The 16,239-nt window shown below is 62.3% G+C and carries 14 protein-coding genes; 7 read left to right on the top strand and 7 right to left on the bottom strand.

Annotation, left to right across the window (positions count from 1 at the left end; translation table 11 throughout):
- Nucleotides 1-57: 57 nt before the first annotated feature.
- Nucleotides 58-1,308 (top strand): 2-aminoadipate transaminase, encoded by a 1,251-nt coding sequence (locus BLP99_RS08630; protein ID WP_092180164.1) that lies wholly within the window; start codon nucleotides 58-60, stop codon nucleotides 1,306-1,308.
- Nucleotides 1,309-1,495: 187 nt separating this feature from the next.
- Here the strand turns inward: BLP99_RS08630 and trxB are convergent, their stop codons facing one another.
- Nucleotides 1,496-2,458, bottom strand: coding sequence for a thioredoxin-disulfide reductase (gene trxB / locus BLP99_RS08625; protein ID WP_003205459.1), 963 nt, complete (start codon nucleotides 2,456-2,458; stop codon nucleotides 1,496-1,498).
- Nucleotides 2,459-2,767: 309 nt separating this feature from the next.
- On the opposite strand from trxB, the gene cysZ reads away from it, so the two are divergent.
- Nucleotides 2,768-3,523 (top strand): sulfate transporter CysZ, encoded by a 756-nt coding sequence (gene cysZ / locus BLP99_RS08615; RefSeq protein ID WP_072388329.1) that lies wholly within the window; start codon nucleotides 2,768-2,770, stop codon nucleotides 3,521-3,523.
- Between the two features lie 40 nt (nucleotides 3,524-3,563).
- Entirely contained in the window at nucleotides 3,564-4,763 is a 1,200-nt protein-coding gene (locus BLP99_RS08610) for a glycosyltransferase family 4 protein (RefSeq protein ID WP_072388331.1), read from the top strand.
- A gap of 136 nt (nucleotides 4,764-4,899) precedes the next feature.
- Here the strand turns inward: BLP99_RS08610 and BLP99_RS08605 are convergent, their stop codons facing one another.
- The 3 genes from BLP99_RS08605 to BLP99_RS08595 form a co-directional block, all read right to left on the bottom strand.
- A complete protein-coding gene (locus BLP99_RS08605) occupies nucleotides 4,900-6,003 on the bottom strand; it encodes an NADH:flavin oxidoreductase (protein ID WP_092180162.1) in 1,104 nt (367 codons plus the stop codon).
- Nucleotides 6,004-6,213: 210 nt separating this feature from the next.
- Nucleotides 6,214-6,696 (bottom strand): glutathione peroxidase, encoded by a 483-nt coding sequence (locus tag BLP99_RS08600; RefSeq protein WP_072388335.1) that lies wholly within the window; start codon nucleotides 6,694-6,696, stop codon nucleotides 6,214-6,216.
- Between the two features lie 107 nt (nucleotides 6,697-6,803).
- Nucleotides 6,804-7,289 carry an FKBP-type peptidyl-prolyl cis-trans isomerase gene (locus tag BLP99_RS08595; RefSeq protein ID WP_072388337.1) on the bottom strand — a complete coding sequence of 162 codons (486 nt, stop codon included), beginning with the start codon at nucleotides 7,287-7,289 and terminating at the stop codon, nucleotides 6,804-6,806.
- On the opposite strand from BLP99_RS08595, the gene BLP99_RS08590 reads away from it, so the two are divergent.
- The 3 genes from BLP99_RS08590 to BLP99_RS08580 are packed head-to-tail and all read left to right on the top strand — an operon-like array spanning nucleotide 7,258 to nucleotide 10,658.
- The gene (locus BLP99_RS08590; RefSeq protein WP_072388749.1) at nucleotides 7,258-7,596 is read left to right on the top strand and encodes a DUF3565 domain-containing protein; all 339 of its coding nucleotides are present in this window, start codon (nucleotides 7,258-7,260) and stop codon (nucleotides 7,594-7,596) included. The two genes, BLP99_RS08595 and BLP99_RS08590, sit on opposite strands and share 32 nt — an antisense overlap.
- A gap of 53 nt (nucleotides 7,597-7,649) precedes the next feature.
- Nucleotides 7,650-9,749 (top strand): phosphate acetyltransferase, encoded by a 2,100-nt coding sequence (gene pta / locus BLP99_RS08585; RefSeq protein ID WP_072388339.1) that lies wholly within the window; start codon nucleotides 7,650-7,652, stop codon nucleotides 9,747-9,749.
- Complete coding sequence (locus tag BLP99_RS08580; RefSeq protein WP_092180160.1) at nucleotides 9,750-10,658, top strand: acyltransferase; 909 nt, start codon at nucleotides 9,750-9,752, stop codon at nucleotides 10,656-10,658.
- A 201-nt stretch (nucleotides 10,659-10,859) separates the two neighbouring features.
- Here the strand turns inward: BLP99_RS08580 and cysN are convergent, their stop codons facing one another.
- From cysN to BLP99_RS08565, 3 genes are all read right to left on the bottom strand, one after another.
- The gene (gene cysN / locus BLP99_RS08575) at nucleotides 10,860-12,758 is read right to left on the bottom strand and encodes a sulfate adenylyltransferase subunit CysN (RefSeq protein ID WP_072388344.1); all 1,899 of its coding nucleotides are present in this window, start codon (nucleotides 12,756-12,758) and stop codon (nucleotides 10,860-10,862) included.
- Nucleotides 12,759-12,767: 9 nt separating this feature from the next.
- Entirely contained in the window at nucleotides 12,768-13,685 is a 918-nt protein-coding gene (gene cysD, locus BLP99_RS08570; protein ID WP_072388346.1) for a sulfate adenylyltransferase subunit CysD, read from the bottom strand.
- A gap of 248 nt (nucleotides 13,686-13,933) precedes the next feature.
- Nucleotides 13,934-14,692, bottom strand: coding sequence for a Nif3-like dinuclear metal center hexameric protein (locus BLP99_RS08565; protein WP_072388348.1), 759 nt, complete (start codon nucleotides 14,690-14,692; stop codon nucleotides 13,934-13,936).
- A gap of 103 nt (nucleotides 14,693-14,795) precedes the next feature.
- On the opposite strand from BLP99_RS08565, the gene algW reads away from it, so the two are divergent.
- Nucleotides 14,796-15,956, top strand: a complete 1,161-nt coding sequence (gene algW / locus BLP99_RS08560) for a Do family serine endopeptidase AlgW (protein WP_072388350.1) — start codon at nucleotides 14,796-14,798, stop codon at nucleotides 15,954-15,956.
- Nucleotides 15,957-16,239: the final 283 nt, after the last annotated feature.

Here is a 16,239-nt window from a genome sequence, read left to right as displayed (position 1 = left end):
GCCCCTCTGCTCGCGGCTTAGATAACGGAAATTTCTCCTTCGTCCGGGCCGTCATCCATGAGCAGCGAAACCATCAGCCAATCGATTTCCATCGTGCATCCCGTCAGCCTCAGCCACGGCAGGAACGCCGAGGTCTGGGACACCGAGGGCAAACGCTACATCGACTTCGTAGGCGGTATCGGCGTGTTGAACCTCGGCCATTGTCATCCGCGCATTGTCGAGGCGATCCGCGAACAGGCTACGCGGCTGACTCACTACGCGTTCAATGCCGCGCCCCATGTTCCCTACATCGAATTGATGGAACGCCTGACGGCGTTCATGCCGGTGGATTACCCGGTCAGCGGCATGCTCACCAACAGCGGCGCCGAGGCGGCGGAGAACGCCCTGAAGATCGTGCGGGGCGCCACGGGCCGTACCGCCGTGATCGCGTTTGACGGCGCCTTTCACGGTCGCACCCTGGCGACCCTCAACCTCAACGGCAAGGTCGCGCCTTACAAACAGAAAGTCGGTGTGCTGCCCGGGCCGGTGTATCACTTGCCCTACCCCAGCCCGGACAACGGCGTGTCCTGTGCCGACGCCTTGAAGGCCATGGAGCGGTTGTTCAGCGTCGAGATCGATGTCAACGACGTGGCCTGTTTCATTGTCGAACCGGTCCAGGGCGAAGCCGGCTTCCTCGCGCTGGACGTATCCTTCGCCCAGGCCCTGCGCCAGTTCTGCGACGACAAGGGCATCGTGCTGATCATCGATGAAATCCAGTCCGGATTCGGGCGTACCGGCCAGCGCTTTGCCTTCTCCCGATTGGGCATCGAACCCGACCTGATCCTGCTGGGAAAAAGTATTGCCGGTGGCGTGCCCCTCGGTGCGGTGGTAGGCCGCAAAGCGTTGCTGGACAACCTACCCAAGGGTGGCCTGGGCGGTACCTACTCGGGTAACCCCATCGCCTGCGCCGCCGCACTGGCGACCCTGGACGAAATGACCGACGCCAACCTGCACGCCTGGGGCGTGCAACAGGAAGAGGCGATCGTCAGCCGCTACGAATCCTGGCGCAGCCGCGGGCTAAGCCCTTACCTGGGTCGCCTGACCGGCGTCGGCGCAATGCGCGGCATCGAGCTGAGCCAGTCCGACGGCACCCCGGCTTCGGCACAATTGACGCAACTACTGGCCCTGGCACGGGAATCGGGCCTGCTGTTGATGCCCAGTGGCAAGTCGCGACACATCGTGCGGCTGCTGGCGCCGTTGACGACCGAGCCGGCAGTGCTGGAAGAGGGGCTGGATATTCTGGAGGCGTGCCTGGCGAAGCTGGCCTGAAACTCAGTGCTTCTGAGCACACAAGAAGCCTGTGGGAGCGCGCTTGCTCGCGGCAGCGTCAAATCTGCCGACATCGATGTTGGCCGGTACACCGCCATCGCGAGCAAGCTCGGTCCCACAAGGGTTCAAAGCCAGGTACTCAGGCATTAAAAAACCGGCCGAGGCCGGTTTTTTAATGCCCATTTGATCAGAACGAAGCGTTCTGCAGGCCGTCCAGGTAGCGCTCGGTGTCCAGTGCTGCCATGCAACCGGCGCCGGCCGAGGTGATGGCCTGGCGGTAGACGTGGTCGGCCACGTCGCCGGCCGCGAAGATACCTTCGACGCTGGTGGCAGTGGCGTTGCCGTCGCGGCCGCCCTTGACCACCAGGTAGCCGTCCTTGAGTTCCAGCTGGCCTTCGAACAACGACGTGTTCGGAGTGTGGCCGATGGCGATGAACACGCCGTCAACCTTGATCTCGTCGAAGCTGCCGTCGTTGTTCTTCAGGCGAGCACCGGTCACGCCCATGTTGTCGCCCAGCACTTCGTCCAGGGTCGCGTTGAGCTTGAGGATGATCTTGCCTTCGGCGACGCGGGCATTGAGCTTGTCGATCAGGATCTTCTCGGCGCGGAAAGTCTCGCGACGGTGGATCAAGGTCACCGTGCTGGCGATATTGGCCAGGTAGAGAGCTTCCTCTACAGCGGTATTGCCGCCACCGACCACTGCCACCGGCTTGTTGCGGTAGAAGAAACCGTCGCAGGTGGCGCAGGCCGAAACCCCTTTGCCCATGAAGGCTTCTTCCGAAGGCAGGCCCAGGTAACGAGCGCTCGCGCCAGTGGCGATGATCAGGGCATCGCAGGTATAGGTCGCGCTGTCGCCGGTCAGGGTGTAGGGCTTGGCTGCGAAATCCACGGCATTGATATGGTCGAAAACGATTTCAGTCTCGAAACGCTCGGCGTGTTCCTTCATGCGCTCCATCAACGCCGGGCCGGTCAGGCCATGGACGTCGCCCGGCCAGTTGTCGACTTCGGTGGTGGTGGTCAATTGACCGCCGGCCTGCATGCCGGTGATCAGCAGCGGCTTGAGGTTGGCACGGGCCGCGTAGACCGCGGCGCTATAACCGGCAGGGCCGGAACCGAGAATAATCACTCGAGAATGACGGACTTCAGACATGACCTGCTCCTGTTGACCGGCCCCTGCGGACCGGAACGCCGGGTAAACGGCGGGAATAAAAAAGAACCGTTGATGCACTTGGGGAAGGCTTTGGTTCGACGGTCCTGAAAAACAATGGGTGCAGCGTATCGAGGGAGCGAAGATTAAGGAAATACGGTTTAACAATCCAGCTCATAGGTGAGTTCTATCCCAGGTAGACCTCTCGATAGGAGCCACTGTCCGGCAAACCTGTTACAGGCCATGTAGACGCTTTCCCGTACGCCGCAAAGCCGGTAAGGTCGGCGCGTTCATCTTCGTTCGGAGCATCCCATGCCTGCCCCCGTCCTGTCGGGCCCGCAATATCTGCAAGAAGGTCTCAAGCTGGTCCTGAGCCCGGGCCTGCGCCTGTTCGTCCTGCTCCCGCTGGCCATCAACCTGCTGCTGTTCATCGGCCTGATCTACCTGGCCGGCCATCAATTCAGCCTGTGGGTCGACACCCTGATGCCGTCGCTGCCGGACTGGCTGAGCTTTCTCAGCTACATCCTCTGGCCGCTGTTCGTGGTCCTGGTGGTGCTGATGGTGTTCTTCACGTTCACCATGCTCGCCAATATCATCGCCGCCCCCTTCAACGGCTTCCTCGCGGAAAAAGTCGAAGTGGTGATCCGGGGTACCGATGATTTCCCGGCCTTCAGCTGGGGCGAACTGGTGGCCATGATTCCCCGAACCCTTTCCCGGGAAGCCCGCAAGCTCGGCTACTTCCTGCCCCGTGCCCTTGGCCTGTTCGTGCTGTCGTTCGTGCCGGTGCTCAATCTGGTGGCCGCGCCGCTGTGGCTGTTGTTCGGCGTGTGGATGATGGCCATCCAGTACATCGACTACCCGGCGGACAACCACAAGCTGGGCTGGAACGAAATGCTCGCCTGGCTGCGGGAAAAGCGCTGGCAGAGCCTGGGCTTTGGCGGCAGCGTATACCTGGTGCTGCTGATCCCGGTGGTCAACATCCTCATGATGCCGGCAGCAGTGGCCGGGGCGACCCTGTTCTGGGTGCGCGAGCAAGGCGCCGAGACCGCACTGGCCCGCCAGGGCTGAGCCGGTCACGAATCCGTCATCAAGACGACACAATGACGAAATGACCCCGGTCGACACTGGGGTCATGACCACACCTCTGCACGTTACCCTCATCACCGAAACCTTCCCGCCGGAAATCAATGGCGTGGCCAACACCCTGGGCCGTCTGCACGACGGCTTGCGTGCCCGCGGGCATCGGGTCGAACTGGTACGTCCGCGCCAGGGGGGCGACCCGCGCCAGGCCGGTGACGAACATCTGTTGCTGTGTCGGGGCTGGCCGTTACCGGGCTACCCAGGGCTGCAATGGGGCCAGGTGTCCATGCACAAGCTGCTGCGCCGGTGGAAGCGCCATCGGCCGGACGTGCTCTATATCGCCACCGAAGGGCCGCTGGGCCTGTCGGCGTTGCGGGCGGCGCGGCGCCTGGGTATCGCGGTGGTCAGTGGGTTCCATACCAACTTCCAGCAGTACACCCAGCAGTACGGCCTCGGGCTGCTGAGCCGCGCGCTGACTCATTATCTGCGCTGGTTCCATAACCGCTCCGCCGTGACCCTGGTGCCGAGCCTGAGTCAGCGGCTGGAACTGGAGCGTCGCCATTTCGAACGGGTGGCGTTGCTGTCCCGTGGCGTGGACAGCCAGCTGTTTCATCCCATCAAGCGCTCGGCCTCCCTGCGCGAGGCCTGGGGCCTGGGTGAGCACGACATTGCGGTGATCCATGTGGGGCGCCTGGCGCCGGAGAAGAACCTCGGGCTGCTCAAGCGCAGTTTCGACACGCTGCGCAGCGCTTTTCCCGAGCGACGGCTCAAACTGGTGGTGATCGGTGATGGCCCGCAGCGCTCGGCACTGGAGCAGGACCTGCCCGAAGCGGTCTTTTGTGGCGCCCAGCGTGGCGAGGCGCTGGCCAGCCACTATGCGTCCGGGGATGTGTTCGTCTTTCCAAGCCTGACCGAAACCTTCGGCAACGTCGTGCTGGAAGCCCTGGCGTCCGGGCTGGGTGTGGTGGCCTACGATCAGGCCGCGGCGGCACAGCATATCCGCCATGGCTATAACGGCGTGCTGGCCATGCCGGGGGATGAAGAGGCATTCTGCGATGCCGCCCGTTGGCTGCTGGAGGAGCGCGAGACCTTGCGTTGCGTGCGGCTCAATGCGCGCCAGCATGCCAGTCGCCAGGGCTGGGCGGCGGTGATCGAGCAATTTGAAGCGCAGTTGCGAGGGGCTTGCGTGGGTGAGCAGGTAATGCCTGTTGCGCCCACTGTGCGCTGACTGTTCGGTGATTTTCAGGCCGCTATCGTGAGCAAGCTCGCCCCCACAAGTGGATTCTGGCCGGACACCGATAGGCGTCCGCCAAGGATCCATCGGGGAACAGGCTTGCTCGCGACAGCGTCAGTCAGGACGCCGCTTAAACCAAAGTCATCAGCGCCTCTCGGCTGAACGGCAGGATCTCCTGCTCACGCCCTTCACGGACTTTCTGCGCCCAGTCCGGATCCACCAGCAGTGCACGGCCCACCGCCACCAGGTCGAACTCATCGTTGTTCAGCCGCTCCAGGAGTTTTTCCAGGCTGGCGGGTTGGGCGACCTTGTCGGTATTGACCATGAACTGCAGGAACTCGCCATCCAGGCCGACGCTGCCAACGGTGATGGTCGGCTTGCCGGTCAGCTTGCGGGTCCAGCCCGCCAGGTTCAGTTCCGAGCCTTCGAATTCCGGTTCCCAGAAGCGCCGCGTCGAGCAGTGGAAAATATCCACGCCGGCTTCGGCCAACGGCTTGAGGAATTCGCCCAGGGCCTCGGGAGTCTGCACCAGGCGTGCCGTGTAGTCCTGCTGCTTCCATTGGGAGAAACGGAAAATGATGGGGAAGCCCTCGCCCACTGCCGCACGCACGGCACGGATCAACTCGATGGCGAAACGCGAACGATTGGCCAGGCTGCCGCCGTAGCCGTCGGTACGCTGGTTGCTGCCTTCCCAGAAGAATTGATCGATCAGGTAACCGTGGGCACCGTGAATCTCCACGCCGTCCATGCCGATGCGCTGGGCGTCCTTGGCCGCCTGGGCAAAGGCCGCGATGACCTCATCGATATCCGCCTGGGTCATGCCGTGCACCACTACCTGGCCGTCCTTGAGCTTCTCCGACGGTCCATAGCCCGGCACGCTGGCATCCGGCTCGGTGCCGAGGCGGCGCACATTGCCGACATGCCACAACTGCGGAACGATCTTGCCACCCTCGGCGTGAACCGCATCGACCACCTGCTTCCAGCCTGCCAGCGCGGCTTCGCCGTAGAAGTGCGGCACGTTCGGATAACCGTTGGAGGCCTTGTGTCCGACCGTGGTGCCCTCGGTGACGATCAGGCCGACCCCGGCCGCCGCGCGACGACGGTAGTACTCCACCACCTTGGCATCGGGCACGCCACCCGGCGAAAAGGAACGGGTCATCGGCGCCATCACCACCCGGGTCGGCAGTTCGAACGCGCCGAGCTGGAAAGGTTTGAACAGGGCTTTTACAGACATGGGGCACTCCACGGGCATGGGATCGCTGATCAATATGACGGCGATAATATGTGGCCCTGGGAGGCTCGGGTAGCACTATTGATTGGAATGATTAAGGATCAAAAGCGAGCCGAGAGAATCGCGGTCGGGTGAATGAACCGATCCGCAGCCGGGGGGGGAAATCTGTGGCAAGGGATTTATCCCCTCGCCACAATGTTGTCGTGCCTGGCTTCAACCCAGGGCTTTTTCGATGGCCTGGATCACCGTGGGATCATCCGGTGCGGTGCGTGGCGAGAAACGCGCCAGCACGCGACCGTCCTTGCCCAGCAGGAACTTCTCGAAATTCCAGGTGATGTCGCCGGGAAACTCCGCCCCCTCGCCGGCCAAGAGGCGGTACAACTGGTGGCGGTCGGGACCGTTCACGTCCAGCTTGCTGGACAGCGGGAAGGTCACGCCATAGTTGAGGCTGCAGAATGCCTGGATTTCCTGCTCGGTCCCCGGTTCTTGCCCGGCGAACTGATTGCACGGCAGGCCCAGCACACTGAACCCCTTGTCCTTGTATTGCTGGTAGAGATTCTCCAGCGCCGCGTACTGAGGCGTCAGGCCACATTTGGAGGCGACGTTGACCACCAGCACGACATGCCCCTTGAAGGGTGCCAGCGCCAGCTCCTGACCATCCAGGGCTTTGAGTTTAAGGTCGTGGAAAGCACTCATGACGAACTCCAGGTTTACCGATCTTTCGAAACAGCCATGGACGATGCTACCGACAAAAAAGGCGCCACGGGGCGCCTTTTTCGTTTCATTTGAGCGTAGCGCAGAAATCAGTGGTGATGGCCGCCTTCGCCATGGACGTGACCATGGGCGATTTCTTCCTGGCTGGCGTCACGGATGTCAACGATCTTGACCTTGAAGTTCAAGCGCTGGCCGGCCAGTGGATGGTTGCCGTCAACAGTGACGTCGTCGCCTTCCAGGTCACGAATGGTGACGATCTGCATCTGGCCATCGGGCGCCGATGCGTGGAACTGCATGCCCACTTCCAGCTCGTCCACACCTTCGAACATGCTGCGGCTCAGGGTGCTGACCAGCTCGGCGGAGTACTCGCCATAGGCGTCTTCCGGTTCAACGGCAACGTTCAGCTCGTCACCGGTGGTTTTGCCTTCCAGGGCTTTTTCCAGGCCCGGGATGATATTGCCTGCACCATGCAGGTAGACCAGCGGAGCGCCGCCGGCAGAGCTGTCGATGACCTCACCAGCGTCGTTGGTCAGGGTATAGTCGATGGAGACAGCCTTATTGGCGGCGATCAGCATGGGGCGAGACCTTTTGCATAAGAATGAAGAACGGACAAGTCTAAACAAGGATTTGCCCGAAAGCGAACGGAACCCGGACAAACGGGCTCGTTCGAACAGACCGACGGTCACCGGTTTCCATCAGGACGAGGATGGGCACTGGGTAGTCGAGCTGTCCTGCGGGCACACCCAGCATCTGCGTCACCAGCCACCGTGGCAGGCCCGGGCCTGGGTCCTGGACGCCGCGCAACGTATTGAAAAAATAGGCCAGCCCTTTGATTGCGGCTGGTGCGCGCAGGCCCCCGTTAGCGATAACCTTGGCGACTGAATTCGACGGTAGACACAGACCGCGCCCTTGCCATGCACCCTTAGAGAATCCGCATGCAAACTTTTTTTATCGCGCCCACCGACTTTGGTGTGGGTCTGACCTCCATCAGCCTCGGGCTGGTGCGTACCCTTGAACGGGCCGGGCTGAAAGTCGGCTTTTTCAAACCCATTGCCCAGCCTCACCCCGGCGACACCGGACCGGAACGCTCCACCGAACTGGTGGCCCGCACTCACGGTCTCAAGCCGCCCCAGCCCCTGGGCCTGGCCCATGTCGAACGGATGCTCGGCGACGGCCAGCTCGACGAACTGCTGGAAGAGATCATCACCCTTTACCAGCAGGCCGCGATCGGCAAGGACGTCCTGGTGGTGGAAGGCATGGTCCCGACCCGCAGCGCCAGTTACGCCGCCCGGGTCAACCTGCACCTGGCCAAGAGCCTGGACGCCGAGGTCATCCTGGTGTCGGCCCCGGAGAACGAAGTACTGACCGAGCTTTCCGGACGGGTGGAGTTGCAGGCGCAGCTGTTCGGTGGCCCCAAGGATCCGAAGGTCCTCGGGGTGATCCTGAACAAGGTCCGCACCGATGAAAGCATCGAGGCGTTTTCCGCGCGCCTGAAGGAACATTCGCCCTTGCTGCGCAGCGGCGACTTCCGCCTGCTGGGCTGCATTCCGTTCCGGCCGGAACTCAACGCCCCGCGCACCCGCGACGTGGCCGACCTGATGGGCGCGCAGGTGCTCAACGCCGGCGACTACGAAACCCGGCGCATGAGCAACATCATCATTTGCGCCCGCACCATGCGCAACACGGTGGAATTGCTCAAGCCCGGCGTACTGGTGGTGACTCCCGGCGATCGCGACGACATCATCCTGGCCGTGAGCCTGGCGGCCATCAACGGCGTGCCCCTGGCCGGCCTGCTGCTGACCAGCGACACCCTGCCAGACCCGCGCATCATGGACCTGTGCCGAGGCGCCTTGCAGGCCGGCCTGCCGGTGCTGTCGGTCAGTACCGGCTCCTATGACACCGCCAACCTGCTCAACAGCCTGAACAAGGAAATCCCGATCGATGACCGCGAACGCGCGGAAATCATCACCGATTTCGTCGCCAGCCACCTGGATGCCCAGTGGCTGCACCAGCGCTGTGGCACGCCACGGGAAATGCGCCTGTCCCCCGCCGTGTTCCGCTACCAACTGATCCAGCGCGCCCAGGCCGCCAACAAGCGCATCGTGCTGCCGGAAGGCAGCGAGCCGCTGACCGTACAGGCCGCCGCCATTTGCCAGGCCCGGGGCATCGCCCGTTGCGTGCTGCTGGCCAAGCCGGCCGACGTCGAGGCGGTAGCCCGTGCCCAGGGCATCGAACTGCCGCCGGGGCTGGAGATTCTTGATCCGGACGCGATTCGCGAGCGCTACGTCGAACCGATGGTCAGCCTGCGCAAGAGCAAGAGCCTGAACGCACCGATGGCCGAGCAGCAGTTGGAAGACACCGTGGTGATCGGCACCATGATGCTGGCCCTGGATGAAGTGGACGGGCTGGTTTCCGGCGTGATCCATTCCACCGCCAATACCATCCGCCCGGCCTTGCAGTTGATCAAGACTGCGCCCGGCTGCTCTCTGGTGTCCTCGGTGTTCTTCATGCTGTTTCCCGAAGAAGTGCTGGTCTATGGCGACTGCGTGATGAACCCGCACCCCAGTGCGGCGGAGCTGGCGGAGATTGCCTTGCAAAGCGCCGATTCGGCCGCCGCGTTCGGCATCACCCCGCGGGTGGCGATGCTCAGCTATTCCAGCGGCGAGTCGGCCAGCGGCGAGGAAGTGGAGAAGGTCCGCGAAGCCACGTTGCTGGCCCATGAGGCGCAGCATGGCTTGCTGATCGACGGACCGTTGCAGTACGACGCCGCCGCCAACGAAGCCGTGGCGCGGCAACTGGCGCCCAACAGCCAGGTGGCCGGCCGTGCGACGGTGTTCATCTTCCCAGACCTCAACACCGGCAACACCACCCACAAGGCCGTTCAGCGCAGCGCCGATTGCGTCAGCCTCGGCCCCATGCTGCAAGGCCTGCGCAAACCGGTGAACGACTTGCCTCGCGGCGCCCAGGTCGATGACATCGTGTACACCATCGCCCTGACCGCCATCCAGGCCGCCAACCGACCCATGGATATCTAAATGCTGGACTTTCTGCCCGCCCCCTTGCGGGGCGTCATCGCTTCACTGCTGTTGGCCCTGAACACCGTCGTGTGCTGCACGCCGCTGTTCATCGTGGCGATCTTCAAGTTGCTGTTGCCCTTCCCCCCCGCCCAGCGCCTTACCGACTGGCTGATGAGCCATATCCACGAGGCCTGGATCAGCAACAACAAGGGCTGGATGAACCTGCTGCGCCGTACCCGCTGGCACCTCAGCGGCCTGGAAGGCCTGGACTACCAGCATTCCTACCTGATCACCAGCAATCACCAGAGCTGGGTCGACATCATGGTGCTGCAATACGTGCTGAACCGGCGGATCCGCCCGTTGAAGTTCTTTCTCAAGCAGGAGCTGATCTGGGTGCCGGTGATCGGCCTGGCCTGGTGGGCCCTGGGCTTTCCCTTCATGAAGCGCTACTCCAAGGCGTACCTGGAGAAGCATCCGGAAAAGAAAGGCAAGGACCTGGAAACCACTCGCAAGACTTGCGCGAAGTTTCGCAACAACCCCGTGGGCATTTTCAACTTCGTCGAAGGCACGCGCTTCACCGAAGGCAAGCATGCCCAGCAACAGTCACCGTTTCGCTACCTGCTCAAACCCAAGGCCGGAGGCATTGCATTCGTGCTCGACGCCATGGGCGAGCAACTGGAATCGATCATCAACGTAACCATTCACTACCCCGGCGGTCGCCCGGGATTCTGGGACCTGCTGTGCGGCAAGGTTGGGGAAGTGGTGGTGCATTTCCAGGAGCTGAAGCTACCGCCGCAATTCATCGGCAAGAGCTACGACCAGGACGGCGCCTATCGCCTGGAGTTCCAGGGCTGGATCAACCAGCTGTGGCAGGACAAGGACGCGTTGCTCGAACAGATGCACCACGAGTATCCCGGCAAGTCTTGAGGTGTCGGTACGGGCCTCATCGCGAGCAAGCTCGCTCCACAGGTGATGTGGGATGAGTTCCGGTACTGTGTCCGCTGCTCCCCCCTGTGGGAGCGAGCTTGCTCGCGATAGCGTCCTTCGACAATAAAAAAGCCCGCAGATGATCACTCATCTGCGGGCCTTTGCTTGCCGCTTGAAGCTAGAAGCTCACAGCGACTTGCCTTAGATCGCCCCACGCTTGCGCAGCAGATCCAGCACCTGCTTGACACCCTCTTCCAGGGTCAGCGCCTGGGTGTCGATCACCAGGTCGGCATCCAGCGGCACGTCATACGGGAAGGACTCGCCGGGAATATTGTCGCCAGCGGCGGCGTACAGCCCCTGCGGATCACGCTGGGCACACACTGTCGGCGAAGCCTGGACATAGACCGTCAGCAGACGATCACGCCCGATCAGGTCCTTGGCCTGCTCACGCCCTTCGGCACTTGGCGCAACGAACGCGGCGAGGGTCAACAGGCCGGCTTCGTTGAACTGCCGGGCGACGTGGGCCGCACGGCGCCAGTTCTCGGTGCGCCCGGCACGGTCCTGTGGCAGGCCCTTGTTCAGGTCATGACGCAGGTTCTGGCCATCGAGCACGAACACCGCACGCCCCATGTCGAACAACTTGCGCTCCACCGCATAGGCCAGGGTGCTCTTGCCAGCGCCGGACAGGCCGCTGAACAGCACCGTGGCCGGTTGCTGGCCGAAGCGTTGGGTGCGCTCTTCCACCGACACATGGGCCAGCTTGCCGTGGTGCGTGCTGCTGCCGTGGGTCAGCGGCTGGGCGACGATCATGCCGGCACCGACCGTGCCATTGGTCAAACGATCGATGACGATGAACGCGCCGGTGGTGCGGTTGCTCTCGTAGCCGTCCAGGGCGATCGGCGCGTCCAGCGCGATTTTCACCTTGCCGATTTCGTTGAGCTGCAAGGCACTGGCCGGCCCTTCTTCCAGGGTATTCACATCGACCCGGTTGACGATGCTGGCAATCGAGCCAGGCACGTAACTGGTGGCGCGCTTGATGTCGTATTTCTTGCCGGGCAGCATCGGCTCCTCGGCCATCCATACCAGCATCGCCTCGAAGCTGTCGGTGACCGGCGGAACGTTGTCGGCATGCACCAGCAGGTCGCCACGGGAGATGTCGATCTCGTCTTCCATGGTCAGCGTCACGGCCTGGCCGGGGCCGGCGTGTTCCAGCTCGCCCTCGAAGGTGACGATGGATTTCACGCGGCTGCTCTTGCCCGATGGCAGCACCACCACTTCGTCGCCCTTGTGCACGATGCCGCTGGCCAGGGTGCCGGCGAAACCGCGGAAGTTCAGGTTCGGACGGTTGACGTACTGCACCGGGAAACGCAGGTCGGTGAAGTTGCGGTCGCCCGCCACTTCCACGGTTTCGAGGATCTCCATCAGCGACTGGCCGGTGTACCACGGCGAGCGCTCGGACTTGTTCACCACGTTATCGCCCTTGAGGGCGGACATGGGCACGAAATGCAAGGTGGTGGGCTTCATCTTCAAGCCCTCGGCGAACTTCAGGTAGTCGGCCTTGATCGACTCGAACACACCCTGGTCGAAGTCCTTGAGGTCCATCTTGTTGATCGCCACGACGATGTGCTTGATGCCCAGCAGCGAGGCGATGAAGCTGTGGCGACGGGTCTGGGTCTGCACGCCGTAGCGGGCGTCCACCAGGATGATCGCCAGGTCACAGGTGGAAGCACCGGTGGCCATGTTGCGGGTGTACTGCTCATGGCCGGGAGTGTCGGCGATGATGAACTTGCGCTTGGCGGTAGAGAAATAGCGGTACGCGACATCGATGGTGATGCCTTGCTCGCGCTCGGCCTGCAGGCCATCGACCAGCAGTGCCAGGTCGATATCGTCACCGGTGGTGCCGACTTTCTTCGAATCGCGGGTGATGGCTTCCAGGTGATCCTCGTAGATCATCTTGGAGTCGTGCAGCAGGCGCCCGATCAGGGTGCTCTTGCCGTCGTCGACGTTGCCGCAGGTCAGGAAACGCAGCAGTTCCTTGCGCTCGTGCTGGCCCAGGTAGGCGAGGATGTCCTCGCTGATCAAATCAGATTGGTGCGACATGACAACCCCTTAGAAATAACCCTGACGTTTCTTGTCTTCCATCGAGCCTGCGCCATCGTGGTCGATGACCCGGCCCTGGCGCTCGGAAGTTCGCGTCAGGAGCATTTCCTGAATGATGTCCGTCAGGCTCTCGGCCTCGGACTCCACCGCGCCCGTCAACGGGTAGCAGCCAAGGGTACGGAAACGCACTTTCTTCTTGACGATGCGGGCCTTTTCTTCCTCGGACAGGTGCTCGAGGATGCGCTCATCGTCGATCATGATCAGCGTGCCGTTCTTCTCGATCACTTCGCGCTCGGCGGCGAAGTACAGCGGCACGATCGGGATGCCTTCGAGGTAGATGTACTGCCAGATGTCCAGTTCGGTCCAGTTCGACAGGGGGAACACGCGGATCGATTCGCCCTTGTTGACCTTGCCGTTGTAGACGTTCCACAGCTCGGGACGCTGGTTCTTCGGGTCCCAGCGATGCTTGCTGTCGCGGAACGAGTACACGCGCTCCTTGGCGCGGGACTTTTCTTCGTCGCGACGGGCACCGCCGAACGCGGCGTCGAAACCATACTTGTCCAACGCCTGCTTCAGGCCCTGGGTCTTCATGATGTCGGTGTGCTTGGCACTGCCGTGGGTGAACGGGTTGATGCCCTGCGCCACGCCATCCGGGTTCACATGAGTGATCAGCTCCAGGCCCAGCTCTTCGACCATGCGGTCGCGGAACTTGTACATTTCCTGGAATTTCCAGCGGGTGTCGACGTGCATCACCGGAAACGGCAGCTTGCCGGGAAAAAACGCCTTGCGTGCCAGGTGCAGCATCACGGCGGAATCTTTACCGATGGAGTACAGCATCACCGGGTTATCGAACTCGGCGGCCACCTCGCGGATGATGTGGATGCTTTCCGCCTCCAGCTGTTTCAGATGCGTCAGTTTGTCGACCATGGCTACTCACGAAAACTTTCTTATGAACGGCCAGCGGGCCGTGTTCGAGCGAGGAATCCTAGCACAGCGACCTCTTCTAATCAGGGCGCCAACTAGATCGAAACAGCATATGGATATGCCTGGTGGTTCGGCCGCTATGGCTCTTTGTGGGAGCGAGCTTGCTCGCGATAGCGTGTGCTCAGGCGCATTAATGCTGGCTGATCCGCCGCTATCGCGAGCAAGCTCGCTCCCACAGAGGTTATAAGCAGTCAAATGGGATTCGGGCAATCGATGAAGATGTGCTCCAGGGCAAACCGGCGTGCCAGGTAATCACCCAAGGCCTGGACGCCGTAGCGCTCGGTCGCGTGGTGCCCGGCGGCGATGAAGCTGATGCCGTTTTCCCGGGCGCTGTGGAACGTCTGCTCGGACGCTTCGCCGCTGAGGTACAGGTCGACCCCGGCCAACACCGCCTGGTCGATATAGCCCTGGCCGCCTCCGGTGCACCAGCCGACCCGGCGGATCATCTGCTCGCCTTCGATCAGCAACGGCTCGCGCCCCATGACTTCCTGGACCTTGCGCGCGAAATCACGAGCCGTCATGGGTTCGGACAAGGAACCCACCAGCCCGACGACCTTGGGATTATCCGGGTCCAGTGGTCCTTCGACGGTGATGTCCAACTGACGGGCCAATTGCACGTTATTGCCAACGTCGGGGTGCAGGTCCAGCGGCAGATGATAGGCCAGCAGGCTGATGTCGTGCTTGAGCAAGGTCTTGAGCCGCCGCTGCTTCATCCCGGTGACGCAAGGGTTTTCGCCCTTCCAGAAGTAACCGTGGTGGACCAGCACCAGGTCGGCCTCGGCTTGCACCGCGGCATCCAGCAGGGCCTGGCTGGCGGTGACGCCACTGACGATGCGCATCACCTGGGGCGAACCTTCTACTTGCAGGCCATTGGGGCAATAATCGGCGATCCGGCTGCTCGCCAGGTAACGGTCCGCTTCTTCGACCAGGGTGCTCAGGGCTACGGCCATGAAAAGACTCCTAAATATCCCGTTCAGAGGCACGCGCGGCCTCGTATAATGCGCGACATTATGGCGGTCTTATCCCGCCCGCAACCTTCGTAGGACGTGCTTAATGCTCAAGGCGCTGCGTTTTTCCGGCTGGCCGCTGTTGGCTGGCGTGCTTGTCGCTTTACTGATTATCCAGCGCTACCCGGAATGGGTCGGCCTGCCAAGTCTTGACGTCAACCTGCAACAGGCGCCGCAAACCAAGGCCCTGCAGCAGGGCCCGGTGTCCTATGCCGATGCCGTGACCACCGCCGCGCCAGCCGTGGTCAACCTCTATACCACCAAGGTCGTCAACAAACCCAGCCATCCGCTGTTCGAAGACCCGCAGTTCCGGCGTTTCTTCGGCGACAACTCGCCCAAGCAGAAGCGCATGGAGTCGAGCCTGGGTTCGGGCGTGATCATGAGTCCGGAAGGCTATATCCTGACCAACAACCACGTCACCAGCGGCGCCGACCAGATCGTGGTCGCCCTGAAGGATGGCCGTGAAACCCTGGCACGGGTGATCGGCAGCGACCCGGAAACCGACCTGGCGGTGTTGAAGATCGACCTGAAGAACCTGCCTGCCATCACCATCGGCCGCTCGGACAGCATCCGCATCGGCGACGTCGCCCTGGCCATCGGCAACCCGTTCGGTGTCGGCCAGACCGTGACCATGGGCATCATCAGCGCCACCGGTCGCAACCAGTTGGGGCTCAACAACTACGAAGACTTCATCCAGACCGATGCCGCGATCAACCCCGGCAACTCCGGTGGCGCGTTGGTGGATGCCAACGGCAACCTCACCGGGATCAATACGGCGATCTTCTCCAAGTCCGGCGGCAGCCAGGGCATCGGCTTCGCCATTCCGGTGAAGCTGGCGATGGAGGTGATGAAATCCATCATCGAACACGGCCAGGTCATTCGCGGCTGGCTGGGTATCGAAGTACAGCCGCTGACCCAGGAGCTGGCCGAGTCCTTCGGCCTGTCCGGGCGGCCAGGCATCGTGGTGGCGGGAATCTTCCGCGACGGACCGGCGCAGAAGGCCGGCCTGCAACTGGGCGACGTGATCCTGAGTATCGACGGCGAGCCGGCCGGCGATGGCCGTCGCTCGATGAACCAGGTGGCACGCATCAAGCCTACCGACAAAGTCGCCATCCAGGTGATGCGCAACGGCAAGGAGCTCAAGCTCACCGCCGAGATCGGCCTGCGGCCACCACCGGCACCGGTGGTGCCCAAGGAAGAGCAGTAACTGAGGGGCGCATCCTCGTTGGCCTGACACAACCCTGTGGCGAGGGGATTTATCCCGCCGGGTTGCGCAGCAACCCGTAATCAGACACCGCGGTCCATCAGATGAACCGTACCGGCTGGTCTACGGCTGCTGCGCAGCCGAACGGGGATAAATCCCCTCGCCACTAGAAATCCTACCGGCACTTCCACTGTGATCCTCTCCAGATTTCACTTGAAATACAGATAGCAGAAATTCTCATTAGTAGTGTTATATTGTTTCAATTATAAATTTGGAACAATATAAC

The sequence above is a fragment of the Pseudomonas sp. NFACC32-1 genome (genome assembly GCF_900101215.1).
GTDB lineage: Bacteria > Pseudomonadota > Gammaproteobacteria > Pseudomonadales > Pseudomonadaceae > Aquipseudomonas.
This window is presented reverse-complemented; position numbering and strand designations above follow the sequence as displayed.

Excerpts from the sequence above, each read along its gene's own strand:
- BLP99_RS08630 (WP_092180164.1), top strand. The coding sequence starts at position 58 with ATGAGCAGCGAAACCATCAGCCAATCGATTTCCATCGTGCATCCCGTC.
- BLP99_RS08580 (WP_092180160.1), top strand. The coding sequence starts at position 9,750 with ATGCTGGACTTTCTGCCCGCCCCCTTGCGGGGCGTCATCGCTTCACTG.
- BLP99_RS08610 (WP_072388331.1), top strand. The coding sequence starts at position 3,564 with ATGACCCCGGTCGACACTGGGGTCATGACCACACCTCTGCACGTTACC.
- BLP99_RS08590 (WP_072388749.1), top strand. The coding sequence starts at position 7,258 with ATGGAGACAGCCTTATTGGCGGCGATCAGCATGGGGCGAGACCTTTTG.
- trxB (WP_003205459.1), bottom strand. The coding sequence starts at position 2,458 with ATGTCTGAAGTCCGTCATTCTCGAGTGATTATTCTCGGTTCCGGCCCT.
- pta (WP_072388339.1), top strand. The coding sequence starts at position 7,650 with ATGCAAACTTTTTTTATCGCGCCCACCGACTTTGGTGTGGGTCTGACC.
- cysZ (WP_072388329.1), top strand. The coding sequence starts at position 2,768 with ATGCCTGCCCCCGTCCTGTCGGGCCCGCAATATCTGCAAGAAGGTCTC.
- BLP99_RS08595 (WP_072388337.1), bottom strand. The coding sequence starts at position 7,289 with ATGCTGATCGCCGCCAATAAGGCTGTCTCCATCGACTATACCCTGACC.
- BLP99_RS08565 (WP_072388348.1), bottom strand. The coding sequence starts at position 14,692 with ATGGCCGTAGCCCTGAGCACCCTGGTCGAAGAAGCGGACCGTTACCTG.
- BLP99_RS08600 (WP_072388335.1), bottom strand. The coding sequence starts at position 6,696 with ATGAGTGCTTTCCACGACCTTAAACTCAAAGCCCTGGATGGTCAGGAG.
- BLP99_RS08605 (WP_092180162.1), bottom strand. The coding sequence starts at position 6,003 with ATGTCTGTAAAAGCCCTGTTCAAACCTTTCCAGCTCGGCGCGTTCGAA.
- cysN (WP_072388344.1), bottom strand. The coding sequence starts at position 12,758 with ATGTCGCACCAATCTGATTTGATCAGCGAGGACATCCTCGCCTACCTG.
- algW (WP_072388350.1), top strand. The coding sequence starts at position 14,796 with ATGCTCAAGGCGCTGCGTTTTTCCGGCTGGCCGCTGTTGGCTGGCGTG.
- cysD (WP_072388346.1), bottom strand. The coding sequence starts at position 13,685 with ATGGTCGACAAACTGACGCATCTGAAACAGCTGGAGGCGGAAAGCATC.